Source organism: Micromonospora sp. WMMB482, from assembly GCF_019038635.1.
GTDB lineage: Bacteria > Actinomycetota > Actinomycetes > Mycobacteriales > Micromonosporaceae > Micromonospora > Micromonospora marina.
Genome location: NZ_JAHOPD010000020.1, coordinates 5,059,926 through 5,082,361 on the forward strand (window position 1 = coordinate 5,059,926; position 22,436 = coordinate 5,082,361).

Genomic DNA, 22,436 nt, shown 5'->3' on the forward strand with positions numbered 1-22,436 from the left:
TCGTATGTGTGGAGTCGTAACGTGTACCCGGCCCGGTGAAGGGACGATCGGATGACGCTGCACCTGCACTGGTTCCTGCCGTCGCACAGCGACGGGCGGGACATCGGCTGGCGTCCGGGGGGTGCCGGCGCGCGGCGCGCGGTACGCCGGGAGCCCGACCTCGCCTACCTCGCCCAGGTCGCGCTCGCGGCGGAGCGGCTCGGCTTCGAGGGCATGCTGATCCCGGTCGGGATGTTCTGCGAGGATCCCTGGCTGGTCTCGGCCGCGCTGGCCGGGCGCACCGAGCGGATCCGGTTCATGATCGCGCTGCGGCCCGGGCTGATGTCGCCGACGCTGGTGGCGCAGATGGTGGCCACGTTCCAGCGTCTGTCCGGGGACCGGCTCATGCTCAACGTGGTGGTCGGCGGCGACCCGGACGAGCAGCGCCGCTACGGCGACTGGCTGGACCACGGCCAGCGCTACGAGCGCGCCGACGAGTTCCTCACCATCCTGCGCGGGGCGTGGACGGGCACGCCGGTGGACTTCGAGGGGACGCACCACCGGGTCCGGGCCGCTCTGGTGACGCGCCCGCCGCGGACCGCGCCGACGGTGTTCGTGGGCGGCTCGTCGGCCGGCGCGCAGGACACCGCGCTGCGCCACGGCGACGTCTATCTGGCCTGGGGGGAGTCACCGCCGGAGCTGGGCGCGCTGCTCGGCGAGGTACGCGAGCGCGGCGGCGGCAGGCTCTCCTGCGGCACCCGCTTCCACGTGATCACCCGGGACACGCCGGAGCAGGCGTGGGCCGAGGCGGACCGGCTGATCGCCGGGATGGACCCGAAGACGGTGGCCGCCGCCCAGGAGCGGTTCCGGCGCAGCGAGTCCGAGGGACAGCGCCGGATGGCCCGGATGAGCGCGGGCGCCGAAGGCCGGCTGGAGGTGTACCCGAACGTCTGGGCCGGGTACGGCCTGCTCCGGCCGGGCGCCGGGGCGGCCCTGGTCGGCAGCCACGAGCAGGTCGCCGACCGGATCGCCGAGCTGCACGGGCTGGGCGTGGAGCACCTGCTGCTGTCCGGCCAGCCGCACCTGGAGGAGGCGTACTGGTTCGGCGAGGGCGTGCTGCCGCTGCTGCGCGAGCGCGGCATCCTGGCGGAGGCCCACGGATGACGGCGGCGGTGAGCCCTGACGCGTCGCCGGAACTGCTCGCCGACCCGGCCACGTACGTGTCCGGACCGCCGTGGCGGGAGTTCGCCAGGCGGCGGGCCGAGGCGCCGGTGGCCTGGGTACGGGAGCCGGCCCTGCGCCGCCGGTCCGGGCGCGCGGGCGACGGACCGGCGGGCGAGGTGCTGCACCGCGGCGACGGGTACTGGGCGGTCACCCGGTACGACAGCGTGGTGCGGGCCTCCCGCGACCCGGCGTTGTTCTCCTCGGCCACCCGCGGGCCGTTCCTCGCCGACCCGAAGACCCGGGGCGACCTCCAGCGCACCCGCCAGCTGCTGGCCGGCATGGACCCGCCCGGGCACACCCGCCTGCGCCGGGTGCTGACCGCCGCGTTCACGCCGCGCACGGTCCGGGCGCTGCAGGACTCCATCGACGCGCACGCCGCCCGGATCGTGGCGGCGGCGGCCCGCCGGGGTGAGGTCGACGCGGTACGCGACCTGGCCGCCGAGCTGCCCCTGGTGGTCCTCGCCGACCTGCTCGGCATGCCGCCGCAGGACCGGCACCTGATGTTCTCCTGGAGCAACCACCTGGTCGGCTTCGACGACCCGGAGTTCGGTGGCGGCGACGTCCGGACGTTCAAGCGGGCCATGGCCGACGCGTTCGGGTACGCGGCCGACGCCGCCGCCGCGCGCCGCCGCGACCCGGGCGACGACCTGACGAGCGTGCTGGCCACAGCCGAGGTGGACGGCCGGCCGCTGACCGAGCCGGAGCTGTGCGGCCTGTGGCTGCTGCTCGTGGTGGCCGGCAACGAGACCACCCGTCACCTGGTCTCCGGCGCGCTGGAGCTGGCCGCCGACGACCCGGCCGTCCGCGACGCCCTGGCCGACCCGGACCGGGTGCCGGTGGCGGTGGAGGAGCTGCTGCGCTGGGTCACGCCGATCATGCAGTTCCGCCGGACCGCCACCGCCGATACCGAACTGGACGGCCAGCCGATCCGGGCCGGCGACAAGGTTGTCCTGTACTACGCGTCGGCCAACCGGGACGAGGCGGTGTTCGCCGACGCGGACCGCCTGCGGCTGGACCGGGCCCCGAACCCCCATCTGGCCTTCGGCGTGGGCCCGCACTTCTGCCTCGGCGCGCACCTGGCCCGGGCCGAGGCGGTGGCGCTGCTGCGGGCGCTGCGCCCGCACCTGCCGCATCTTCGCCGCGCCGGCCCGACACAGCGGCTGGCCTCGAACTTCATGAACGGGATCAAGTCGTTGCCGGTGCGCCTGGTCCGGTAGCGAGGGTGTTCAACCGGGGAACGCGCCCAGTCGAACACGCGCCGGCAGGTGGTCGTACCCCCGGAAGCTCATGTGCCGGCGGCGCACCGGGGCGCCGGCCGGCTCGAAGCCGGCCAGGCCGCGGGCGATCCGGTCGAACACCGCCGCCCCCTCCAGCCGGGCGAGCGTGGCGCCGAGGCAGAAGTGCGGGCCGGCGCTGAAGGAGACGTGCGGGTTCGGAGTACGGGCGATGTCGAGCTCGTCCGGGCGGGCGAACCGCCTGCCGTCCCGGTTGGCGGCGGCGAGCAGCAGTACGACCAGCCGGTTGGCGTTGATCCGCCGTCCGGACACCTCGATCGGGGCGCGGGTCAGCCGGGCGGTGGCCTGGATCGGCGCGTCGAAGCGCAGGAACTCCTCGACCGCGCTCGGCACCAGCTCCGGCTCGGCCCGGAGCCGGGCCAGGACGTCCGGGCGGGACAGCAGGGCGGCGCAGCCGGTGGCGACGAGGTTGGTGGTCGTGTCGAAGCCGGCGAAGAAGAGGAAGATCACGTTGTCCACCAGCGCCTCGGCGGTGATCGCGCCGCCCGGGTCGGCGGTGGCGAGCAGGCCGGCCAGTGGATCGTCGTCGCGACCTCGGCGCTCGCGCTCGGCCAGCAGGTCTCGCACGTAGGCGCGCAGCCAGGTCACCGCGGCGGCGGTGGCGTCCCGGTCGCCCTCCACCCGGATGCCGGCGCCGAAGGCCCGGGCCAGCGTCATCGCGTACGGGCGCACCAGGTCGCGGTCGGCGGCGGGGATGCCGAGCAGCTCGGCCGCGACGGTCACCGGCAGCGGCGCGGCCAGCCCGGTGACCAGGTCGGCGTCCCCGTCCATCGCGGTGAACAGCTCGCCGACCAGCTCGTCGACACGGCCGCGCAGCCCGGCCACGGCCCGGGGTGCGAGCAGCCGGGACATCGCCCGGCGCAGCACGGTGTGCACGGGCGCGTCCCGGTTGAGCACTGTGGCCCGGAAGAAACCGGTGACCGCGTCGGGCTCGCCCGAGGCCTGGTACACGACGTCCGGGAACTCGTGACCGACGCGCGGGTCGGCCAGCAGCGCGGTGACGTCGGCGTGCCCGGTGACCGCCCACACCCCGGGACCGGCGGGCACGACCGGCCCGGCCTCCCGCAGTTCCGCGTACGCGGGGTAGGGGTCGTCCAGTCCGGCGATCGCGGTCGCGTCGTATCGCACTCGCACGACGGGATCGTAGCGCCGGTGGGACGCTTGAAAGCGAGATAGTGCAGCGACGGCGATCACTGACCTGTCGCGATCCCGGCCCGTCCGGGGCGTGTGCTCTGCTTCCCCGTCTGATTAGGATTCGCGTATCACGGCTCTTGCGACGCGACGAGACACATAAAAGCTAGATACGACATCCCCTGGAGGCGGCGTGACCAAGGGAGCAGCCATGACGGTGGTGGCGGACCTCGACGAGGAGTCGGCGGGAGCGACCGAGGGCGGGCCGGTGCAACTGCTGCCGATCGCCTGCCTGCGCGCGGCCGACTCGCCCCGGCTGGCCGGCGAGGACGACCTGCACGCGCAGACACTGGCCGAGACGGACGCGCCGCTGCCGCCGATCCTGGTCCACCGCGGCACCATGCGCGTCATCGACGGCATGCACCGGCTACGCGCGGCGGTCCTGCGCGGCGAGACGCAGATCGCCGCCCGCCTGTTCGACGGCACCGTCGAGGCGGCGTTCGTGCTCGCGGTGCAGGCCAACGTCACCCACGGGCTGCCGCTGTCGCTCGCCGACCGGGAGGCGGCGGCCCAGCGGATCCTCCGGTCGCACCCGCACTGGTCCGACCGGGCGGTGGCGACCGCGGCCGGGCTCGCGGCAAAGACCGTGGCGAGCATCCGCCGGCAGGACATCGGGGCCCCCGACGTGCACGCCCGGCTCGGCCGCGACGGCCGGCTGCGCCCGGTCAACAGCGCCGAGGGCCGCCGCATCGCCAGCGAGCTGATCAGCCGCAAGCCGGAGGCGTCGCTGCGCGAGATCGCCAAGACCGCCGGCATCTCCCCGGCCACCGCGCGGGACGTACGCGAGCGGATGAAGCGCGGCGACGACCCGCTGCCGCTGCGTCAGCGCGGGGGTGAGCCGCGCCCGGCCCGGGCCGGCCTGAGCCGCCGGCCGCCGATGCGGGAGCGCTCGGTCAACCTGCAGAACCTGCGGCACGACCCGTCCGTCCGGTTCACCGAGTCCGGCCGTGCACTGCTGCGCTGGCTCGACAGCCAGGCCACCGGGCCGCAAGGCTACGCGGAGCTGATCGGCACCATCCCGGCGCACTGCACGTACGTGGTCGCCGACATCGCGCGCAGCATCGCCGAGGAGTGGCTCGAGTTCGCGGACCAGCTCAGGCAGCGGGCGAACGAGGCGGCCTGACGTCGCCACCGGTGGGATTGGGGACAAATGGATACGCAGCACGAGCTGACGCTCGACCGGGTCCGCGCCGACATCGGCGCCGCGGTCGGCGACACCGATGCGCTCGACGCCTCGGACGGCGACCTCATCGCCTGCGGCCTCGACTCGCTGAAGGTGATGCGGCTGGCCAGCCGGTGGCGGGCGGCCGGGGTGGACGTCAAGTACGCCGAACTCATGGAACGGCCGACGCTCGCGGGCTGGATGGACCTGCTCACCGCACGCCAGGCACCCGCACCCGCCACCGCTCCCGCCACCGCCACCGCTCCCGCCACCGCTCCCGCCACCGCCTCGGCGGACGACCCCGGAGAGCCGTTCGACCTCGCCCCGATGCAGTACGCCTACTGGGTCGGCCGGCACGAACAACTCGTGCTGGGCGGCGTGGCCACCCACTTCTACGCCGAGTTCGACGGCGCCGCGATCGACACCGCCCGGCTCGACGCCGCCACCCGGGCGCTCATCACCCGCCACGACATGCTGCGCGTGACGATCCTCGACGACGGCCGGCAGCGGATCACCGACTCCTCGCCGTGGTCCGGCGCCACCGTCCACGACCTGCGCGGCCTCGACGGGCCGGCGGTCACCGCGCGGCTGGCGGAGATCCGCGACCGCCTCTCGCACCGGCGCTTCGACATCGCCCGGGGCGAGGTCTTCGACCTGGCCGTCTCGGTCCTGCCCGGCGGCGCCAGCCGGCTGCACCTCAACATCGACATGATCGTCGCGGACGCGCTGAGCTTCCGGATCATCCTCAACGACCTGGCCGAGCTGTACGCCGACCCGGACACCGCGCTGCCGCCGATCCGCTACAGCTACCGCCGGTACCTCGCCGAGCGCCGTGCCGCACCGGCCCGGGGACGGGAGACGGCCGTCGCCTACTGGCGCGAACGCCTGCCGGAGATGCCCGCCGCGCCGCAGGTGCCGCTGGCGACCGCGCCCGAGCGCCTGGCGGTCCACCGCGTGGTCCGGCGCTTCCACCGTCTCGACGCGACCTGGCGCGAACGCCTCGACGAGCGGGCCCGGGCACACGGCGTCACGTCGTCGATGGTGTTCGCCGCCGCCTTCACCGAGGTGCTGTCCGCGTGGAGCGCCGAGCCCGACTTCCTGCTCAACGTGCCGCTGTTCGACCGGGATCCGCTGCACCCGGACGTGGCGCACCTGGTCGGCGACTTCACCAACCTGCTGATCGTGGCCGTGCACACCGGGGAGGGCACCTTCCTCGACGCCTGTCGCCGGCTGCAGGACCGGGTCCGCGCCGACGCCCTGCACAGCGACTTCTCCGGCCTGGAGGTGCTGCGCGCGCTCTCCGCCGAACGCGGCGCGCAGGCGCTCGCACCGGTGGTGTTCACCAGCGCGCTCGGCCTCGGCGAGCTGTTCAGCCGCAAGGTCCGCGACTGCTTCGGCGACGCCGGCTGGAACATCTCCCAGGCCCCGCAGGTCTGGCTGGACCACCAGGTCACCGAGGACGACGGCGGGCTGCTGCTCAACTGGGACGCCGTCGACGGCCTGATCCCCGCCGACGTGCTCGACGACATGTTCGCCGCGTACCTATGGCTGCTCGACCGGATCGCCACCGACCTGCAGGCCTGGGCCGAGCCGGTGCCGAGCCTGCTGCCGGAGGCCGCCGCCCGCCGCCGGGCGGCGCTGAACGACACCGCCGGTCCGCAGCGGCGGACCACACTCACCGAGGGGTTCCTGGCGCACGCCGCCGCCGGGCCGGACCGGATCGCGCTCGTCGCCGCCGGGGGCGGGGTGCGATACGGCGAACTCGCCGAGCGGGCCAGGCGGATCGCCGGTCAGCTCGTCGCCGCCGGGCTGAACCCGGGCGACACGGTCGCGGTGACCCTGCCGAAGGGGCCGGCGCAGATCGAGGCGGTGCTCGGCGTGCTGTGCGCCGGCGGCGTCTTCGCCCCGGTCGGCGTCGACCTGCCGCCGGTGCGCCGCGCCGCGATCCACCGGGCCGCCGGGGTGCGGATCGTGCTCACCGACACGGCCACCCGGGACCAGCCGATCTGGAGCCACGGGCTGCCGGTGCTCGCCGTCGAGGCGGCCGCCGACGCGCCGCCGCTCGCCGAACCCCGGCCGGCCGGGCCCGACGACCTGGCGTACGTCATCCACACGTCCGGCTCGACGGGCGGCCCGAAGTGCGTGGAGATGACGCACCGGGCGGCGATGAACACCATCGAGGACATCGGCGACCGATGGGGCATCGGCCCGGGCGACCGGGGGCTCGCGCTGTCCGCGCTCGACCACGACTGGTCGGTGTACGACATCTTCGCGTTCCTCACCGCCGGCGCCGCGCTGGTCTGCGTCGACGACACCGCCCGCCGCGACGCCGAGCACTGGCTCGACCTGGTCCGCCGCCACCGCGTCACGGTGTGGACGTCGGTGCCGGCGCTGCTGGACATGCTGCTCGTGGCGGCCGAGAGCGAGGCGGCGGAGCAAGCCGGCGACCTGCCGTTGCGGCTCGCCCTCGTCGGCGGCGACTGGGTGGGGCTCGACCTGTACGACCGGCTCACCGCGCGGGCGCCCGGCGCCCGCCTGGTCGCGCTCGGCGGCGCCACCGAGGTCGGCATCCACTCCACCTGGCACGAGGTGACCGAGGTGCCGGCGCACTGGCGGTCGGTGCCGTACGGCGCCCCGCTGCGCAACCAGCTCACCCGCGTGGCCGACGGGCTCGGCCGGGATCGGCCCGACCTCGTGCCCGGCGAGCTGTGGCTCGGCGGCGTCGGCGTCGGGCCGGGCTACCGGGGCGACCCGGAACGCACCGCCGCGCGGTTCGTCGAGCGGGACGGGCAGCGCTGGTACCGCACCGGTGACCTGGCCCGCTTCCACTCCGACGGGCGCCTGGAGTTCCTCGGCCGGCTCGACGGCCAGGTGAAGATCCTGGGACACCGGCTCGACCTCGGTGACGTGGAGGCGGCGCTGCGCGAGCACCCGGGAGTGGCCCGCGCGGTCGCGCTGACCGTACCCGGTGCGGCCGGACCGCGGCTGGTCGCCGCGGTGACCCCGGTGGCCGGCGGACCCGTCGACGCGCAGACGCTTCGGGCGTACGCCGGGGAGCGGCTGCCGCCGTACATGGTGCCGCACCGCGTCGACGTGCTGGACGCGCTGCCGCTCACCGCGAACGCGAAGATCGACCGGGCCGCGCTCGCCGCCCGGTTCAGCGACGACGCCCGGCCCGCAGCCGAGGCGGCGGGCCGGCTGACCGGTCCGGCCGAACTCGCCGTCGCGGCCGTCTGGGCCGACCTGCTCGGCCGGCCCACCGTCGGCCCCGACGACAGCTTCTTCGCCCTCGGGGGCAACAGCCTGCTCGCCACCCGCCTGGTCACCGCCGTGCGGGCGGCCGGTTTCCCGGGCGCGCGCCTGTCGACGCTGTTCGCCGCGCCGACGCTCCGGGCGTTCGTGGACCGGCTCGGCGAGGCGTCCGCGCCGGCCGCCCCGGCCGCGCCCGCCACTGCCGTGCCGGTCGAGGCCCACCCCGAGCGACGGTACGAACCGTTCGACGCCACCGAGGTCCAGCGCGCCTACTGGCTGGGCCGGCGTCCCGAGTTCACGCTCGGCGGCGTCGGCTCGCACTGGTACTGGGAGTTCGAGGGCGAGCAGGTCGACCTGGAACGGTTCGAGGAGGCGGTCAACCGGGTCGTCGCCCGGCACGACATGCTGCGCGCCGTCTTCGACGACGACGCCCGGCAGCGGGTCCTGGCCGAGGTGCCGCGCTACCGGATCACGGTCACCGACGCCGACGTTGACGCGTACCCGGTCGCGGTCGAGCGGATGCGCGACGACCTCGCCCACCTGGTGCACGACCCGGCCGCCTGGCCGATGTTCGCGGTCCGCGCGGTCCGCTCGGCGGACCGCACCCGCATCGGCCTCAGCCTCGACTTCCTGGTCCTCGACGCGCTCAGCATCATGATCGTGCTGGCCGACCTGGCCGAGCTGTACGCCGACCCGGCCGCCGCCCTGCCCGAGCTGGGGATCACCTTCCGCGACTGTGTGGTGGCCGGGGATCCCGACCCGCAACGCCGCGAGGCCGCCCGGCGCTACTGGACGCAGCGGCTGCCGCACCTGCCGCCCGGCCCGCGGCTCCCACTGGCCCGCGACCCCCGCCAGGTCGACCGGCCCCGCTTCACCCGGCGGGAGGGACGCCTGAACGACCAGGCGTGGTCGCGCCTGGTCGCGCGGGCCGCCGAGCACGGCGTGACCCCGTCCACGGTGGTCGCCGCCGCGTTCGCGGCCGTCCTCGGGCGGTGGAGCGCCACGCCGGACTTCACGCTGAACCTCACGCTGTTCGACCGGCCCGCCACCCACCCCGACATCCCCCGCATCGTCGGTGACTTCACCTCGCTGCTGCTGGTCGCGAACACGCCCGAGCCGGGGGAGAGCTTCGCCGCCGCCGTCCGCCGGCTCCAGGGCCGCGTCTGGGCCGACATCGAGCACAGCTCCTTCTCCGGCATCGCGGTCCTGCAGGAACTGGCCCGGCACACCGGCTCGGCGGAGGTCGCCATGCCTGTGGTGTTCACCAGCACCATCGGCGTCAGCGCCGCCACCGATCGCCCGTTCGGTCTGACCACCCCGTTCGGCCGGTACGTCACCGGCCTGTCCCAGACCCCGCAGGTGTGGCTCGACCACCAGGTCACCGAGCACGAGGGCGGGTTGCTGTTCAACTGGGACGCGGTCGAGGAGCTGTTCGCGCCGGGCGTGCTCGACGCGATGTTCGACGCCTACCGCGCGTTGCTGCGCCACCTCGCCACCGCCGGCTGGGACCGGCCCGCGCCGGTGCCGCTGCCGGCCGGGCAGGCGCAGGTGCGGGCCCGGGTCAACGACACCGGCGCGCCGGTCACCGACCGGCTGCTGCACGCCGGGTTCGCCGCCGTCGCCCGCGACGACCCCGGCCGTACCGCGCTGGCCTGGGGCGACGGCGCGACGCTGAGCTACGGCGAACTCGCCCGGCGGGCCCGCCGCGTGGCCGGCGCGCTCGTCGCCGCCGGCGTGCGGCCCGGCGACAACGTGGCCGTCTCGCTGCCGCGGGGACCGGACCAGGTGGCAGCGGTGCTCGGCGTCCTGCACGCCGGCGCCGCGTACGTCCCGGTCGCCGCCGACCAGCCCGAGCTGCGCCGGGAGCGGATCCACCGGGGCGCCGGGATCCGGGTCGCGCTCACCGGGTCGGCGGTGCCCGACGGCGTGACCGCGCTGCCGATGGCGCGGGCGCTGGCCGCCGCCGAACTCGCCGAGCCGGTCACCGTCACGCCCGACCAGCCCGCGTACGTCATCTTCACCTCCGGCTCCACCGGCGAGCCCAAGGGCGTCGTGACCGCGCACGGCGCCGCCTGGAACACGGTCGACGACATCAGCACGCGCTTCGGTGTCGGCCCCGGCGACCGGGTGCTGGCGGTTAGCGCCCTCGACTTCGACCTGTCCGTCTACGACCTGTTCGGCGTCCTCGCCGCCGGCGGGACCGTGGTGCTCACCGCCGAGGACGAGCGAGCTGACCCGGCCGCCTGGCTGCGCCTGGCCGACACCCACCGGGTCACCGTCTGGAACTCGGCGCCGGCGCTGCTGGACATGCTGCTCACCATGGCGGGCGACCGGCCGCCGCTGCCGCTGCGCCTGGCCCTGGCCTCCGGCGACTGGGTCGGGCTGGACCTGCGGCGGCGCCTCGACGCGGTGACCGCCGGCTGCCGGCTGATCGCCCTCGGCGGCGCCACCGAGGCGGCCATCTGGTCCAACGCGTTCGAGGTGACCGAGGTGCCCCCGGAGTGGACATCAGTCCCGTACGGCTTCCCGCTGCGCGGACAGCGCTACCGCGTTGCCGACCCGGCCGGCGCCGACCGGCCCGACTGGGTGCCGGGTGAGCTGTGGATCGGCGGGGCGGGCGTCGCGCTCGGCTACCACGGCGACGAACGCCGCACCGCGCAGCGGTTCGTCCGCCACGACGGCGGCCGCTGGTATCGCACCGGTGACCTGGGCCGCTACTGGCCGGACGGCACGCTGGAGTTCCTCGGCCGCGCCGACCACCAGGTGAAGATCCGCGGCCATCGGGTCGAACTGGGCGAGGTCGAGGCGGCCCTGGAGAGCCACTCGGCGGTGACCCGGGCGGTGGCCGTCGCCCCCGGGGGACGGCAGCGCCGGCTGCTCGCGGCGGTGGTCGCACCCGGCGGCGTCGATCCCGGCGACCTGCGCGCGCACCTGGCCCGCCGGCTGCCCGAGCACATGGTGCCGTCCCGCGTCGAACACCTCGCCGAGCTGCCGCTCACCGCGAACGGCAAGGTCGACCGGGCACGCGTCGAGGCGATCGTCGACCGGCCCGACCACACCGGCGGGGAACGGATCAGCGACCCGGTCGAGGAGGCGGTGGCGCAACTCTGGACCGACCTGCTCGGCCAGCCGGTCACCGGCCGCCGGGAGAGCTTCTTCGCGCTCGGCGGCAACAGCCTGCTCGCCACCCGGCTGGTGGCCGCGTCCCGGGCCCGGTTCGGGGTCGAGCTGTCGCTGCGCCAACTTCTCACCGCGCCGACGGTCGCCGAGCAGGCCGCCCTCGTCGCCGCCCAGTCCACCGTGGAACTCGCCGTCGAGGAGGGTGTGCTGTGACCGCAGCGCTGCGTGCCGACGCCGCCGCGATCCTGGCCGAGCTGGAGGCCGCCGGCGTCCGGCTGTGGGCCGAGGACGCCCGGCTGCGTTTCCGCGCGCCGCAGGGCGTGCTGACCGAGGAACGGCGGGCCCGGCTGCTCGCCGCCAAACCCGAGCTGCTCGCGTACCTCGCCGAGGCCGAGTCGGGACGCATCGAACCCGAACCGGCGGCCCGCCACGAGCCGTTCCCGCTCACCGACATCCAGGCCGCGTACCTGATGGGCCGGCGCACCGTCTTCGCGTACGGCGGGGTCGGCTGTCACGCCTACGGCGAGGTGCGGCTGCGCGACCTGGACCCGGAGCGGGTACGCGACGCCTGGCAGGCGCTGGTGGACCGGCACGACATGCTGCGGGCGGTGATCGACGCGAACGGTTCGCAGCGCGTCCTGGCCGAGGTGCCGCCGGTGCGGGTCGCCGCCACCGACCTGCGCGGACGTCCCGCCGAGGAGGTCGAGGCGCACGTCGCGGCCGTCCGGGCCGCCATGGACCACCGGGTCTACGAACCGCACGAGTGGCCGCTGTTCGACCTGGCGGTGACCCGCGCCGACGACGGCGCGCTGCTGCACGTCTCGATCGACTTCCTGATCGCCGACTTCGTCAGCATCCAGCTGCTGCTCACCGAGTTCCAGGAGCACTACACCGATCCGGACCTGGTCCGGCCGCCGCTCGACGTCACGTTCCGCGACTACCTGGCCGCCGAGCGGCGGCTGCGCGGCACCCGCCGCTACGAGCGGGACCAGGCGTACTGGTTCGACCGGATCGACACCCTGCCGGCCGCGCCGGACCTGCCGGTCCTCGGCGACCCGTCCACCGGCGACCCGGTCCGGTTCCGGCGCCACGAGCTGCGTCTCGACGGCCCCGCATACGCCGCGCTGCGCGAGGCGGCCGCCGCACACGGGCTCAGTCCGACCGCGGCGGTCCTCACCGCGTACGCCGAGGTGATCGGCCGGTGGAGCCGGCGGCGACGGTTCGTGCTGAACCTGACGATGCTCAACCGGCTGCCGCTGCACCCGCAGGTGGACCGGCTGGTCGGCGACTTCACCTCCGCCGTGCTGCTGGAGGTCGACGGCGCCGAGGGGACCACGCTCGCCGAACGCGGTGGCGCCCTGCAACGGCGGCTCTGGCAGGATCTCGACCACCGGCTGGTCGGCGGCGTCACGGTGCTGCGGGAGCTGGCCCGCCGCCGGGGCGCCGACGCCGCGCTCATGCCCGTGGTGTTCACCAGCGCGCTCGGTCTCGGCGACACCACCGCGCCCGGGCCGGAGGCGGGGGAGACCGGTTACGGCATCAGCCAGACCCCGCAGGTGTGGATCGACTGCCAGGCGCTGGAACGCGGCGACGGCCTCGAACTGCACTGGGACGTCCGGCAGGGGGTGTTCCCCGACGGTGTCGCGGAGGACATGTTCGCCGCGTTCGGCGACCTGGTACGGCGGCTCGCCGGCGACGCGCCGCCCTGGTCGCAGCCGTCTCCGGTGGACCTGCCGGAACGGCAGCGCCGCCGTCGCGCCGAGGTCAACGACACCGCGGCGCCGCTGTCCGGACGACTGCTGCACAGTGGCGTGGTCGAGCAGTGCCGGCGCACCCCGGACCGCCCGGCGGTGCTGTCCGGGGAGCGCACGCTCACGTACGGCGAGCTGCTCGGCCGGGCCGGCGCGGTGGCGGCGGCGCTGCGCGAGCGCGGCTGCGCGCCCGGCGACATCGTCGCCATCGTCATGCACACCGGCTGGGAGCAGCCGGTCGCGGCGCTCGGCGCGCTGCTGGCCGGGGGCGTCTACCTGCCGATCGACACCCGCAGCCCGCGGGCGCGACGCGACGCGCTGCTGTCCGGCGCCGGCGCGCGGCACGTCCTGGCCACCGCCGCCACCGCCGACGGTCTCGACGCCCCGATCCTGGTCGACCGCCTGGACCCGGTGGAGCCCGACGAGCGGCTGCTGACGCCCGCCGCCGGCCCGGAGGACCTGGCCTACGTCATCTACACGTCCGGCTCGACCGGCACACCCAAGGGCGTGATGATCGACCACCGGGGCGCGGTCAACACCGTCGAGGACGTCAACGTCCGCTTCGGCGTCGGGCCGGACGACCGGGTGCTGGCCCTGGCCAGCCTCGCCTTCGACCTGTCCGTGTACGACCTGTTCGGCCCGCTGGCCGTCGGCGGCGCGCTGGTACTGCCCGACCACGACCGGCGCGCCGACCCGTCGCACTGGGTCGACACGATGCTGCTGCACAGCGTCACGCTGTGGAACTCGGTCCCGGCGCAGATGCAGATGCTCGCCGACTACCTGACCGTGGAGGCCGGCGTCGACCTGCCGTCGCTGCGGCTGGCGCTGCTCAGCGGCGACTGGATCCCGGTCACCCTGCCGGACCAGATCCGCGGTCGGCTGCCCGGGCTGCGGCTGGTCAGTCTCGGCGGCGCGACGGAGGCGTCGATCTGGTCGATCCACCACCCGATCGAGGCGGTCCCGCCGCACTGGCGCAGCATCCCGTACGGCACGCCGCTGACCAACCAGACGTTCCACGTGCTCGACGAGGCCGGACGCGACTGCCCCGACTGGACGGTGGGGGAGCTGTACATCGGCGGCGTGGGCGTTGCGGCCGGCTACCTCGGCGGCCCGGAGCAGACCGCCCGCCGGTTCAGCGTGCACGAACCCGGCGGCGAGCGCCGGTACCGCACCGGCGACCTCGGCCGCTACCGGCCCGACGGCGTCATCGAGTTCCTCGGCCGGGAGGACGACCAGGTCAAGATCCGCGGCCATCGGATCGAACTGGCCGAGGTCGAGGCGGCGATGCAGTCGCATCCGGCGGTCGGTGCCGCTGTCGCGTTCGTGGAGGGGGAGCCGCCGCTGGACCGGCGCCTCGCCGCGGTGGTCGAGACCGCACACCGGGAGCCGGACCGGGAGGCTGCCGTCCGCGACACCGCCCGGCTCCTCGAGGGCGCCCGGCGCCGGCTCGCCGAGGTACGCCGAGAGATGGACGCCGACGCCGCAGTCGCGTTCGCCCGCGAACTGGACCGCACCGCGCTGCTGGCGATGGTGACCACGCTGCGCGGCGCCGGCCTGTTCCGTACCGCCGGGTCGGCGCACACGCTGCCGGAGGTGCTCGACGCCGCCCGCGTCGCCCCGAAGCACCACCGGCTGGTCCGGCGCTGGGTCAAGGGCCTGATCGCGGGCGGCATGATGCGCCGCGACGGCGACCGGCTCACCGGCGTACCGCCGGTCACCGCCGACGACGTGGCGGCGGCCTGGGCGCGGGTCGACGAGCTGCTGCCCGGTGGCGGGCACCGGCCCGAACTGGTGGAGTACTTCCGCGCGGCCACCACCCGGCTGCCCGAGCTGCTGCGCGACGACGCCGACCCGATCCAGCTGCTGTTCCCCGAGGGGCGGCTGGACATCCAGGAGTCGGCCTACCAGGGCAACTTCCTCAGCGACACGGTCAACCGGCTGGTCGTCGAGGCGATGTGCACGCTGGCAGCCGACTTCCCGGCCGGGCGGCCGATGCAGGTGCTGGAGGTGGGCGCCGGGGTGGGCGGCACCAGCATCGACCTGATCCCGGCGCTCGCCGCGCACCCGGTGCGCTACCTGTTCACCGACGTCTCCACCTTCTTCCTCAACGCCGCGCAGGAACGCTTCGCCGCGTACCCCTGGGTCGGCTACGGCATCTACGACCTGAACGCCGACTACCGGGCGCAGGGCCTGGAGTCCAACGCGTTCGACGTGATCCTCTGCGCCAACGTGCTGCACTACGCCCGCCACGCCGGCCGGGCGCTGGCGCGGTTCAGGGAGATGCTCCGCCCCGGCGGCTGGCTGGTCTTCATCGAGACGACCCGGGACAACTACCAGATCCTCACCTCGATGGAGTTCCTGTTCGACGCCACCGCCGGCGACTTCGAGGACGTACGGGCCGGACAGGACGAGACGTTCGTCTCCCGGCCGCAGTGGCAGGCGCTGCTCACCGAGGCCGGCGCCTCCACAGTGGTCTGCCTGTCCGACGAGGACGAGGCCCTGGACCGGATCGGCATGCACGTGTTCGCGGTGCGGTTCAAGGCCGACCGGGTGCCGGTCACCCCGGCCGAGATCACCGCGCACCTGGGGGAGCGGCTGCCCGGCTACATGGTGCCGGGCACGATCGGGGTGGTCGACGCGCTGCCGCTGACCGGCAACGGCAAGGTCGACCGGGCCGCCCTGCCGGCGCTGCTGCGAGCGCCGGAGCTGGGCGGGGCCGCGCCGGTGTCGGCGGAGCCGTCCGGGGAGGTCGAGATCGCGCTGGCGAAGGCGTGGGCGGAGGTGCTGGGCGTGCCGACCGTCGGCCGCGACCACACCATCTTCCAGCTCGGCGGCGACTCGCTGCTGGCCGCTCAGCTCGTCGCCCGGATCCGCGAGTCGGTGCCGGCGGCCGCCGACGCCTTCTTCGACCAGATGCTGCGCGACCTGCTGGAGGGGTGCACGCTCGCCGAACTCGCGGCCGGGCTGGGCGCCGGTTCCGCCGCCGAGCCCCGGTCCGGGGGTGAGACCGGGCCGGACGGGCCGGTGGCACTGGTCGGCCTCGACGGTCCGGGGCCGGACGTGCTCGTGCACGACGGCACCGGCGGGCTTCCCCCGGTCGCCGGTGACCTCGCCGCCGCCGGTTCCGGCCTGGTGGTGACCGCGCCGCAGACGTACCTCGGCCTGGACCCGGCGGTGCTGGTCGACTGGCACGCCTCCGCCTGCGCCGACGTGCTGGCCGGGACCGCGCCGCTCGCGCTGGCCGGGCGGGACTTCGGCGCCCTGCTCGCGGTCGAGGTGGCCCGGCGCCGGCTGGAGCAGGGCGGCGAGATCAGCCGGCTGGTCGCCGTCGTCACCGAGCCGTTCACCCCGGACCTGCGGGACGACCTGCTCGTCGAGTACGCCTTCACCAGGGCCCTCGGCGTGGCGCCGCCGGACGTCGGGCTGCCCGCCGAGACGGATCTGGCACGCGCCGTCGAGGCGGCCGGTGGTGGCGTGCTGCCGCCGGGACGGCTCACCTATCCGCCGGCCGGCCAGGAGGCGCCCGGCGTGACCGACGTGCTGCTGCGGCAGGCCGAACGTCCGGCCGACGAGCGGCTCGCCGCCATCGCCGCGCGGGCCGGCCTGACCTCGGCCGAGACCGAGCGGCGGTACGAGATGTTCCGGCACAGCCTCGACGCGGCGGCCCGACGCCGCGCCGAGCCGTACGCCGGGGACGTCACGCTCGTGCTCGCGTTCGACGGTGAGCGCTGGCCGGCGGCGGCGGAGGCGATCCCGGCCCGCTGGCGCGACCAGTGCCTCGGCGCGGTCGACGTGCGGTGGTCGCGGTGACCGCCGGCCCGGTCGCCGTGGTCGGCGGGTACGGCGCGGTGGGCAGCGCCGCGGTCGCCCGGCTGCACCGCGACGGCGTGGGCCCGCTGCGCGTCGGCGGCCGGAACCCCGACCGGGCCGCGGCGCTGGTCCGCGACCGGCTCGGCGGCGCCGGGGAGGCGGTCGCGGTCGACGTGTACGACCCCGACTCGCTGGCCCGCTTCTGCGCCGGCTGCCGGCTCGTCGTCTGTGCGGGCGGCGCGTCGCACCAGGTGCTCGACCGGGTGGCGGTGGCCGCCCTGGCCGCCGGCGCGGACTACGTGGACGCCGGCGGGGACGAGCCGCTGTACGACCGTCTCGCCGGGCGCGACCTGGCCGCGCAGGGCCGGATCGCGCTCGTCACCGCCGGGATGATGCCGGGACTCAGCGGGCTGCTGCCCCGCTGGCTGGCGGCGCGGGGCGTGACCCGGCCCCGGCGCCTGGTCGCCCACCTCGGCGTGATGGACAAGCTCACCCCGGCCGGCGCGGTCGACTACCTGCTCAGCCTGCACGACCGGGAGCGGGACTCGCGCGCGGTGTGGATCGGCGGCCGGCCGGTCGCCCGCGCAGCCGAACCACAGGTGGACGCGCTGGTGCCGTTCTTCCCCAACCCGGTCGGCGTGCACCCGTACCTCGGCTACGAGGCGCGCCGGCTCGGCGCCGGACTCGGCCTGGACGAGGTCCGCTGGAACTCCGTCTTCGACGGCGGCGCCGCGATGATGGCCACACTGGGCCGCCTCCAGGGGGCGATGGCCGGGCAGAGCGACCTCACCCGGGCCGCCGCCGAGCTGGCCCGCGCCGCCGACCTGGACATGTTCTCGCGCCGCCCGTACCAGCTGATGCTGCTGGAGCTGTCCGGCGCGGACGCCGCCGGCGACCCGGTCACCCGGACCGTGCTGGCCCGCTCGACCGACACGTCCGCCCTCACCGGCACGGTCCTGGCGCTGGCCGCGCGGCAGGTGTTGGACGGGCTGGTGAAGCCGGGGACGCACTTCGCGGCTGAGGGCCTGCACCCGGAGCGGCTGGTCGAGGCGCTGCTGCGCACCGGCGCGCTCACTGCGTTCGAGACGTTCGACGTGCCCGCCGCCGAGGCGGCGACGGCGGTCGAGGAGGGCGCGTTGTGACCCGGCCCCGGGTGGTCGTCGCCGGCACCGGGTTCGGCCGGGTCTACCTGGCCGGCGTCGCCGACCCGGCGTTCCCGTTCGAGCTGGCCGGCGTGCTCGCCCGGGGCAGCGAGCGGTCCCGGGCCTGCGCCGAACGCTACGGCGTGCCGCTGTGGACCCGGGTGGCGGACCTGCCCGGCGACGTGGACGTGGCCTGCGTGGTGGTCGGTTCCGCGCCCACCGGCGGGCCCGGCGCCCGGCTCGCGGTCGAGCTGATGCGCCGCGGCGTGCACGTCCTCCAGGAGCACCCGGTGCACCCGGGGGAGCTGGCGGAGTGCCTGCGCCAGGCCCGCGCCGCCGGGGTGCGGTACCGGCTCAACAGCCACCACGTCCACGTGGCCGCGGTACGCCGCTTCATCGCCGCGGTACGCGACCTCGCGGCCCGGCAGGAACTGCTGTTCGTCGACGCGGCCACCAGCGTGCAGGTGCTCTACACGCTGTTCGACGTGCTCGGCGAGGCGCTGCCCCGGCTGCGTCCGTGGACGTTCGCCCCGCCGGTCACGCCACCCGGCGTACCGCCCGCCGAGGCGCCGTTCCACAGCCTCGCCGGCGTGCTCGGCGGCGTGCCGGCCACGCTGCGGGTGCAGCACCACCTCGACCCGCGCGAGCCGGACAACCACGCCCACCTGTGGCACCGGATCACCGTCGGCGCCGAGGGCGGCACGCTGACGCTGGTCAGCAGCAACGGGCCGGTGCTGTGGTGCCCCCGGCCGCACCTGCCGCCGACGGACGGGCTGGCCGGGTTCGACGAGCTGGCCGACGCGCACCTGAGCTACGGCGTCGCGGAGCCGGTCGGCCCGGCGGCGGCGCCGACGTTCGCGGAGGTCTTCACACGACAGTGGCCGGAGGCGGTCCAGGCCGCCCTGACGGGATTGTGGGACGCGGTGACCGACGGCGAGGATCCGATGACCAGGGGCCAGTACCATCTCACGCTCGGCCGGCTCACCCAGGACGTGCTCGACCTGCTCGGGCCGATGCACCTGGTCCGGCGGGACACCCCCACGGTGCTGTCCGCGCGGCACCTGGCCGCGGGACCGGAGGCGGCATGACCCCGCTGACCCGCTGCCTCCAGCGGTACGCCGCGCCCGCCGCGCCGGCCACGCGGCTCGTCTGCTTCCCGCACGCCGGGGGCGGGGCGAGCGGCTTCCGGCAGTGGGCCGGGCACCTGCCCGGCGGGGTGGAGCTGCTGGCCGTGCAGTACCCGGGCCGGGAGGAGCGCATCGCCGAGCCGCCCGCCACCGACCTGTGCCGCCTCGCCTCCGAGGTGGCGCACGCGCTCGCCCGCCTCGACCCGGCACCCACCGTCCTGTTCGGGCACAGCCTCGGCGCGGCGGTCGCGTTCGAGACCGCCCGCCGCCTGCCGTCGCCGGTGCTGCTCGTGGTGTCCGGCCGGCAGGCGCCGGTGGACCCGGGCCGCTCGGTGCACCTGATGAGCGGCGACGAGCTGTGGCAGGACGTCGCCCGCTCCGGCGGCACCCGGAAGGAGGTGCTCGACAGCGACGAGTTGCGGGCGCTGCTGCTGCCGGTGCTGCGGGCCGACTACCGGCTCAGCGAGACCTACCGGCCGGCGCCGCTACCGCTGCTGGCCTGCCCGGTGCTGGCCTGCTCCGGCGACCGCGACCCGGAGGTCGACCCGGCCGCCCTGGACGGCTGGCGGGCGGTGACCACCGGGACGTTCACCGCCCGGCTGTTCCCCGGCGACCACTTCTACCTGGTGCGGCAGCGGGGCGCGCTGATCGCCGAGGTGCTGCGTACCGCGTGGTCGCTGCCCGCCGCCGCGGCCTGGCCGTCGACGCCGTGACCAGCGAGGCGCTCACCGGCGCGCCGGAGACCGGCACGACCGATCGGATCGCGGCGCTGTCCGCTGTCGCCGCCGCCGGGGGCGAGGGGTTCGCCCGGCTGGCCGCCGCCGACCCGGCGCTCGTCGCACTCGCCCACAGGCACCGGGAGCGGCGGTGCCGGCAGCTCAACCTGGTCGCGGCGGCCAGCCCGACGCTGCCGGCCGTGCTGGCCGCCGGTGCGCTGGGCTTCGGCGCCGTCACCGCCGAGGGATACCCGGGTCAGCGCTACCACTCCGGCGCCGAGACCGTCGACGCGGTGGAACGGCTCGCCCGGGCCCGCGCCGAACTGCTGTTCGGCGCCGCGCACGCGAACGTGCAGCCGGCGTCCGGCTCGGCGGCGAACCTGGCCGTGCTCTACGGGCTGCTCGGGCCGGACGACACCGTGCTGTCGCTGGAACTGAGTCACGGCGGGCACCTGTCGCACGTCTCCGGCGCGGCGAGCGTCTCCCGCCGGGTGCGGGCCCGGCACTACCGGGTCGGCCCGGACGGGCTGGTGGACACCGACGCGGTGGCCGCGCTGGTCCGCGAGGTCCGGCCCCGGCTGCTCATCTGCGGCGGCTCGGCCTGCCCCCGGGCGGTCGACTTCGCCGCGTTCCGCCGCGCCGCGGACGAGACCGGCGCGCTGCTGATGGCCGACGTCAGCCACGTCAGCGGCCTGGTCGCCACCGGGCTGCACCCGTCGCCGTTCGACCACTGCGACGTGGTGACCACCTCCACGTACAAGCAGTTGCGTGGCCCCCGGGGCGGGCTGGCCCTGCTCGGCGCCCGGTCCCGGATCCGCGCCGCCGACCTGGACCGGGCGGTGTTCCCCGGCTTCCAGGGCACGCCCGACTTCGGTGCCATCGCCGGCAAGGCGGTCGCGCTGCGCCACGCGGCCCGGCCGGCGTTCGCCGCCGCGATGGGCCGGATGGTGCGTTACGCCGGGCTGCTCGCCGACGCCCTCACCGGGCGGGGCGTACCGGTGCTGACCGGCGGCACCGACACCCACATGGTGCTCGTCGACCTGCGGCACGCCCCGGTGTCCGGCCGGTACGTCTGCGACGTGCTGGAGGCGCACGGCGTGCTCGCCAACCGCAATCCGGTACCGGACGACCCGCGGCCGGTCGGGCAGACCAGCGGGCTGCGGTTCGGTACCAACGACCTGGCGTTCCGGGACGTCGGCGACGATCTGGTGACTACTGTCGTGGCGGCCCTCGCCGGTGCCGTGGCGGAGCTGGCCGAGACCGGCGACCAGGCGCGCTGCCCGTCTCTTGCCGTGCTGCCGGGCCTGGTCGCCGAGGTCGCGTCGCGCGGCTACCGGGAGGGGTGAGGCGCCCGGTCGACGCGCAGCGGCAGTGCGGTCAGCGCCCGCAGGCTGAAGCTCGGCACCGCCCGGCGCGGCGCACCGGCGAGCGCCAGCCCGGGCCGGGCGCGCAGCAGCGCGGTGAGCGTCGCGGCCGTCTCCAGCCGCGCCAGGTAGCCGCCCACGCAGGCGTGCGCGCCCCGCCCGAAGCCGAGGTTGCGGTTCGCGCCGGGCCGGTCCACGTCGAGCCGGTCCGGGTCGGGGAACGCCCGCTCGTCCCGGTTGGCGGAGCCGACGAGCAGCATCACCGGCTGGCCGGCCGGGATCGTGACGTCGCCGACCCGGTGCTCCCCGGTGGTGACCCGGGTCGCGGTCTGCACCGGGCTGTCATAGCGCAGCAGCTCGTCCACCGCGCCCGTCGTCAGCGCCGGGTCGGTACGGAGCCGGTCGAGCTGCTCCGGGTGCCGCAGCAGCGCCAGCATCCCGTTGCCGATCAGGCTCACCGTGTTGTGGTGCCCGACGATGAGCAGGAAGACGCCGTTCACCAGCAGCTCGGCGAGTGTCATCGTCCGCTCGGCGCGCTGCGCGGCCAGCCACCTGCTCATCAGGTCACCGGTCGGCTCGCGCCGGCGGCGGGTCAGCAGCCGGCCGAAGTAGTCGCCTGCTTCCCGCGTCGCCTCGGCCGCCGCGTCCCGCTGCGCGTCGCTGAGCAGCGCGTCCGGGTCGGAGGCGGCGCCGAACGCGCGGGACCACCGCTCCAGCAGCGGCCAGTCCGCCCGGGGCAGCCCGAACAGGCGTCCGATCACCGCGATCGGCACCGGGTACGCGACGTCGGCGACGAGGTCGATCTCGCCCCGGTCCGGCAGCGAGCCCACCACCTCGGCGACGGCCGCGTCGATCGCCGGGCGCATGGCGTCCACCGCCTGCGGCACGAACTCGTGACTCATCGCCGAGCGGATGCGCGGGTGGTCCGGCGCGTCGAGCGCGTTGAGCGGCAGCGGGAACCGGGCGTCGATGCCCCGGGTACGGAAGTACTCGTCGTACGCGGTCAGCCGGCCCAGGTCGCAGCTCAACCGCGGGTCGCGCAGCCCGGCGCGGACGTCGTCGTACCGGGACACCAGCCAGATGCCCGCGTTGGTGCGTACCGCCGGCGCCTCGTCGCGCAGCCGGCGCAGGAACGGGTACGGGTCGTCGGCGTACGCGGCGCCGGTGACGGTGGCGAGGAAGTCCGCCGCGATTCCGGGCGGGGAGGAGGTGGTCATCGGTGGCCTCCGTCGACTGTGGTGCCTGCGGATCGGCTGGGCGAGAATACCGGGGGCCAGGGCTCCGTCACCCATTATCCGGAGGT

General features: G+C 75.7%; 11 protein-coding genes. 9 read left to right on the forward strand and 2 right to left on the reverse strand.

Annotated features, from left to right (window positions below; translation table 11 throughout):
- Nucleotides 1-51: 51 nt before the first annotated feature.
- Entirely contained in the window at nucleotides 52-1,143 is a 1,092-nt protein-coding gene (locus KSK32_RS24855; RefSeq protein ID WP_216933371.1) for an LLM class flavin-dependent oxidoreductase, read from the forward strand.
- A gap of 8 nt (nucleotides 1,144-1,151) precedes the next feature.
- Complete coding sequence (locus tag KSK32_RS24860; RefSeq protein ID WP_308163720.1) at nucleotides 1,152-2,420, forward strand: cytochrome P450; 1,269 nt, start codon at nucleotides 1,152-1,154, stop codon at nucleotides 2,418-2,420.
- 9 nt (nucleotides 2,421-2,429) lie between these two features.
- On the opposite strand, the gene KSK32_RS24865 is transcribed toward KSK32_RS24860, so the two are convergent.
- On the reverse strand, nucleotides 2,430-3,632 hold the full coding sequence (locus KSK32_RS24865) for a cytochrome P450 (protein ID WP_216933373.1): 1,203 nt from the start codon (nucleotides 3,630-3,632) through the stop codon (nucleotides 2,430-2,432).
- A gap of 190 nt (nucleotides 3,633-3,822) precedes the next feature.
- Here KSK32_RS24865 and KSK32_RS24870 point away from each other — a divergent pair, with 190 nt between their 5' ends.
- The 7 genes from KSK32_RS24870 to glyA are packed head-to-tail and all read left to right on the forward strand — an operon-like array spanning nucleotide 3,823 to nucleotide 21,115.
- Complete coding sequence (locus KSK32_RS24870; RefSeq protein ID WP_216933374.1) at nucleotides 3,823-4,812, forward strand: ParB/RepB/Spo0J family partition protein; 990 nt, start codon at nucleotides 3,823-3,825, stop codon at nucleotides 4,810-4,812.
- Between the two features lie 27 nt (nucleotides 4,813-4,839).
- Entirely contained in the window at nucleotides 4,840-11,436 is a 6,597-nt protein-coding gene (locus KSK32_RS24875; protein ID WP_216933375.1) for a non-ribosomal peptide synthetase, read from the forward strand.
- On the forward strand, nucleotides 11,433-16,784 hold the full coding sequence (locus tag KSK32_RS24880) for a non-ribosomal peptide synthetase (protein ID WP_216933376.1): 5,352 nt from the start codon (nucleotides 11,433-11,435) through the stop codon (nucleotides 16,782-16,784). Before KSK32_RS24875 ends, KSK32_RS24880 begins: the two co-directional genes overlap by 4 nt.
- On the forward strand, nucleotides 16,781-17,926 hold the full coding sequence (locus KSK32_RS24885) for a saccharopine dehydrogenase NADP-binding domain-containing protein (protein WP_216933377.1): 1,146 nt from the start codon (nucleotides 16,781-16,783) through the stop codon (nucleotides 17,924-17,926). Before KSK32_RS24880 ends, KSK32_RS24885 begins: the two co-directional genes overlap by 4 nt.
- Nucleotides 17,923-19,014 (forward strand): Gfo/Idh/MocA family oxidoreductase, encoded by a 1,092-nt coding sequence (locus tag KSK32_RS24890; protein ID WP_216933378.1) that lies wholly within the window; start codon nucleotides 17,923-17,925, stop codon nucleotides 19,012-19,014. The genes KSK32_RS24885 and KSK32_RS24890 overlap by 4 nt, the downstream gene beginning before the upstream one ends.
- Complete coding sequence (locus KSK32_RS24895; RefSeq protein WP_216933379.1) at nucleotides 19,011-19,766, forward strand: thioesterase II family protein; 756 nt, start codon at nucleotides 19,011-19,013, stop codon at nucleotides 19,764-19,766. Before KSK32_RS24890 ends, KSK32_RS24895 begins: the two co-directional genes overlap by 4 nt.
- Nucleotides 19,724-21,115: a serine hydroxymethyltransferase gene (gene glyA, locus KSK32_RS24900; RefSeq protein ID WP_216933380.1), complete on the forward strand. Its 1,392-nt coding sequence runs from the start codon at nucleotides 19,724-19,726 to the stop codon at nucleotides 21,113-21,115. The genes KSK32_RS24895 and glyA overlap by 43 nt, the downstream gene beginning before the upstream one ends.
- On the opposite strand, the gene KSK32_RS24905 is transcribed toward glyA, so the two are convergent.
- Complete coding sequence (locus tag KSK32_RS24905) at nucleotides 21,100-22,350, reverse strand: cytochrome P450 (protein ID WP_216933381.1); 1,251 nt, start codon at nucleotides 22,348-22,350, stop codon at nucleotides 21,100-21,102. The genes glyA and KSK32_RS24905 overlap by 16 nt on opposite strands.
- Nucleotides 22,351-22,436 lie beyond the last annotated feature (86 nt).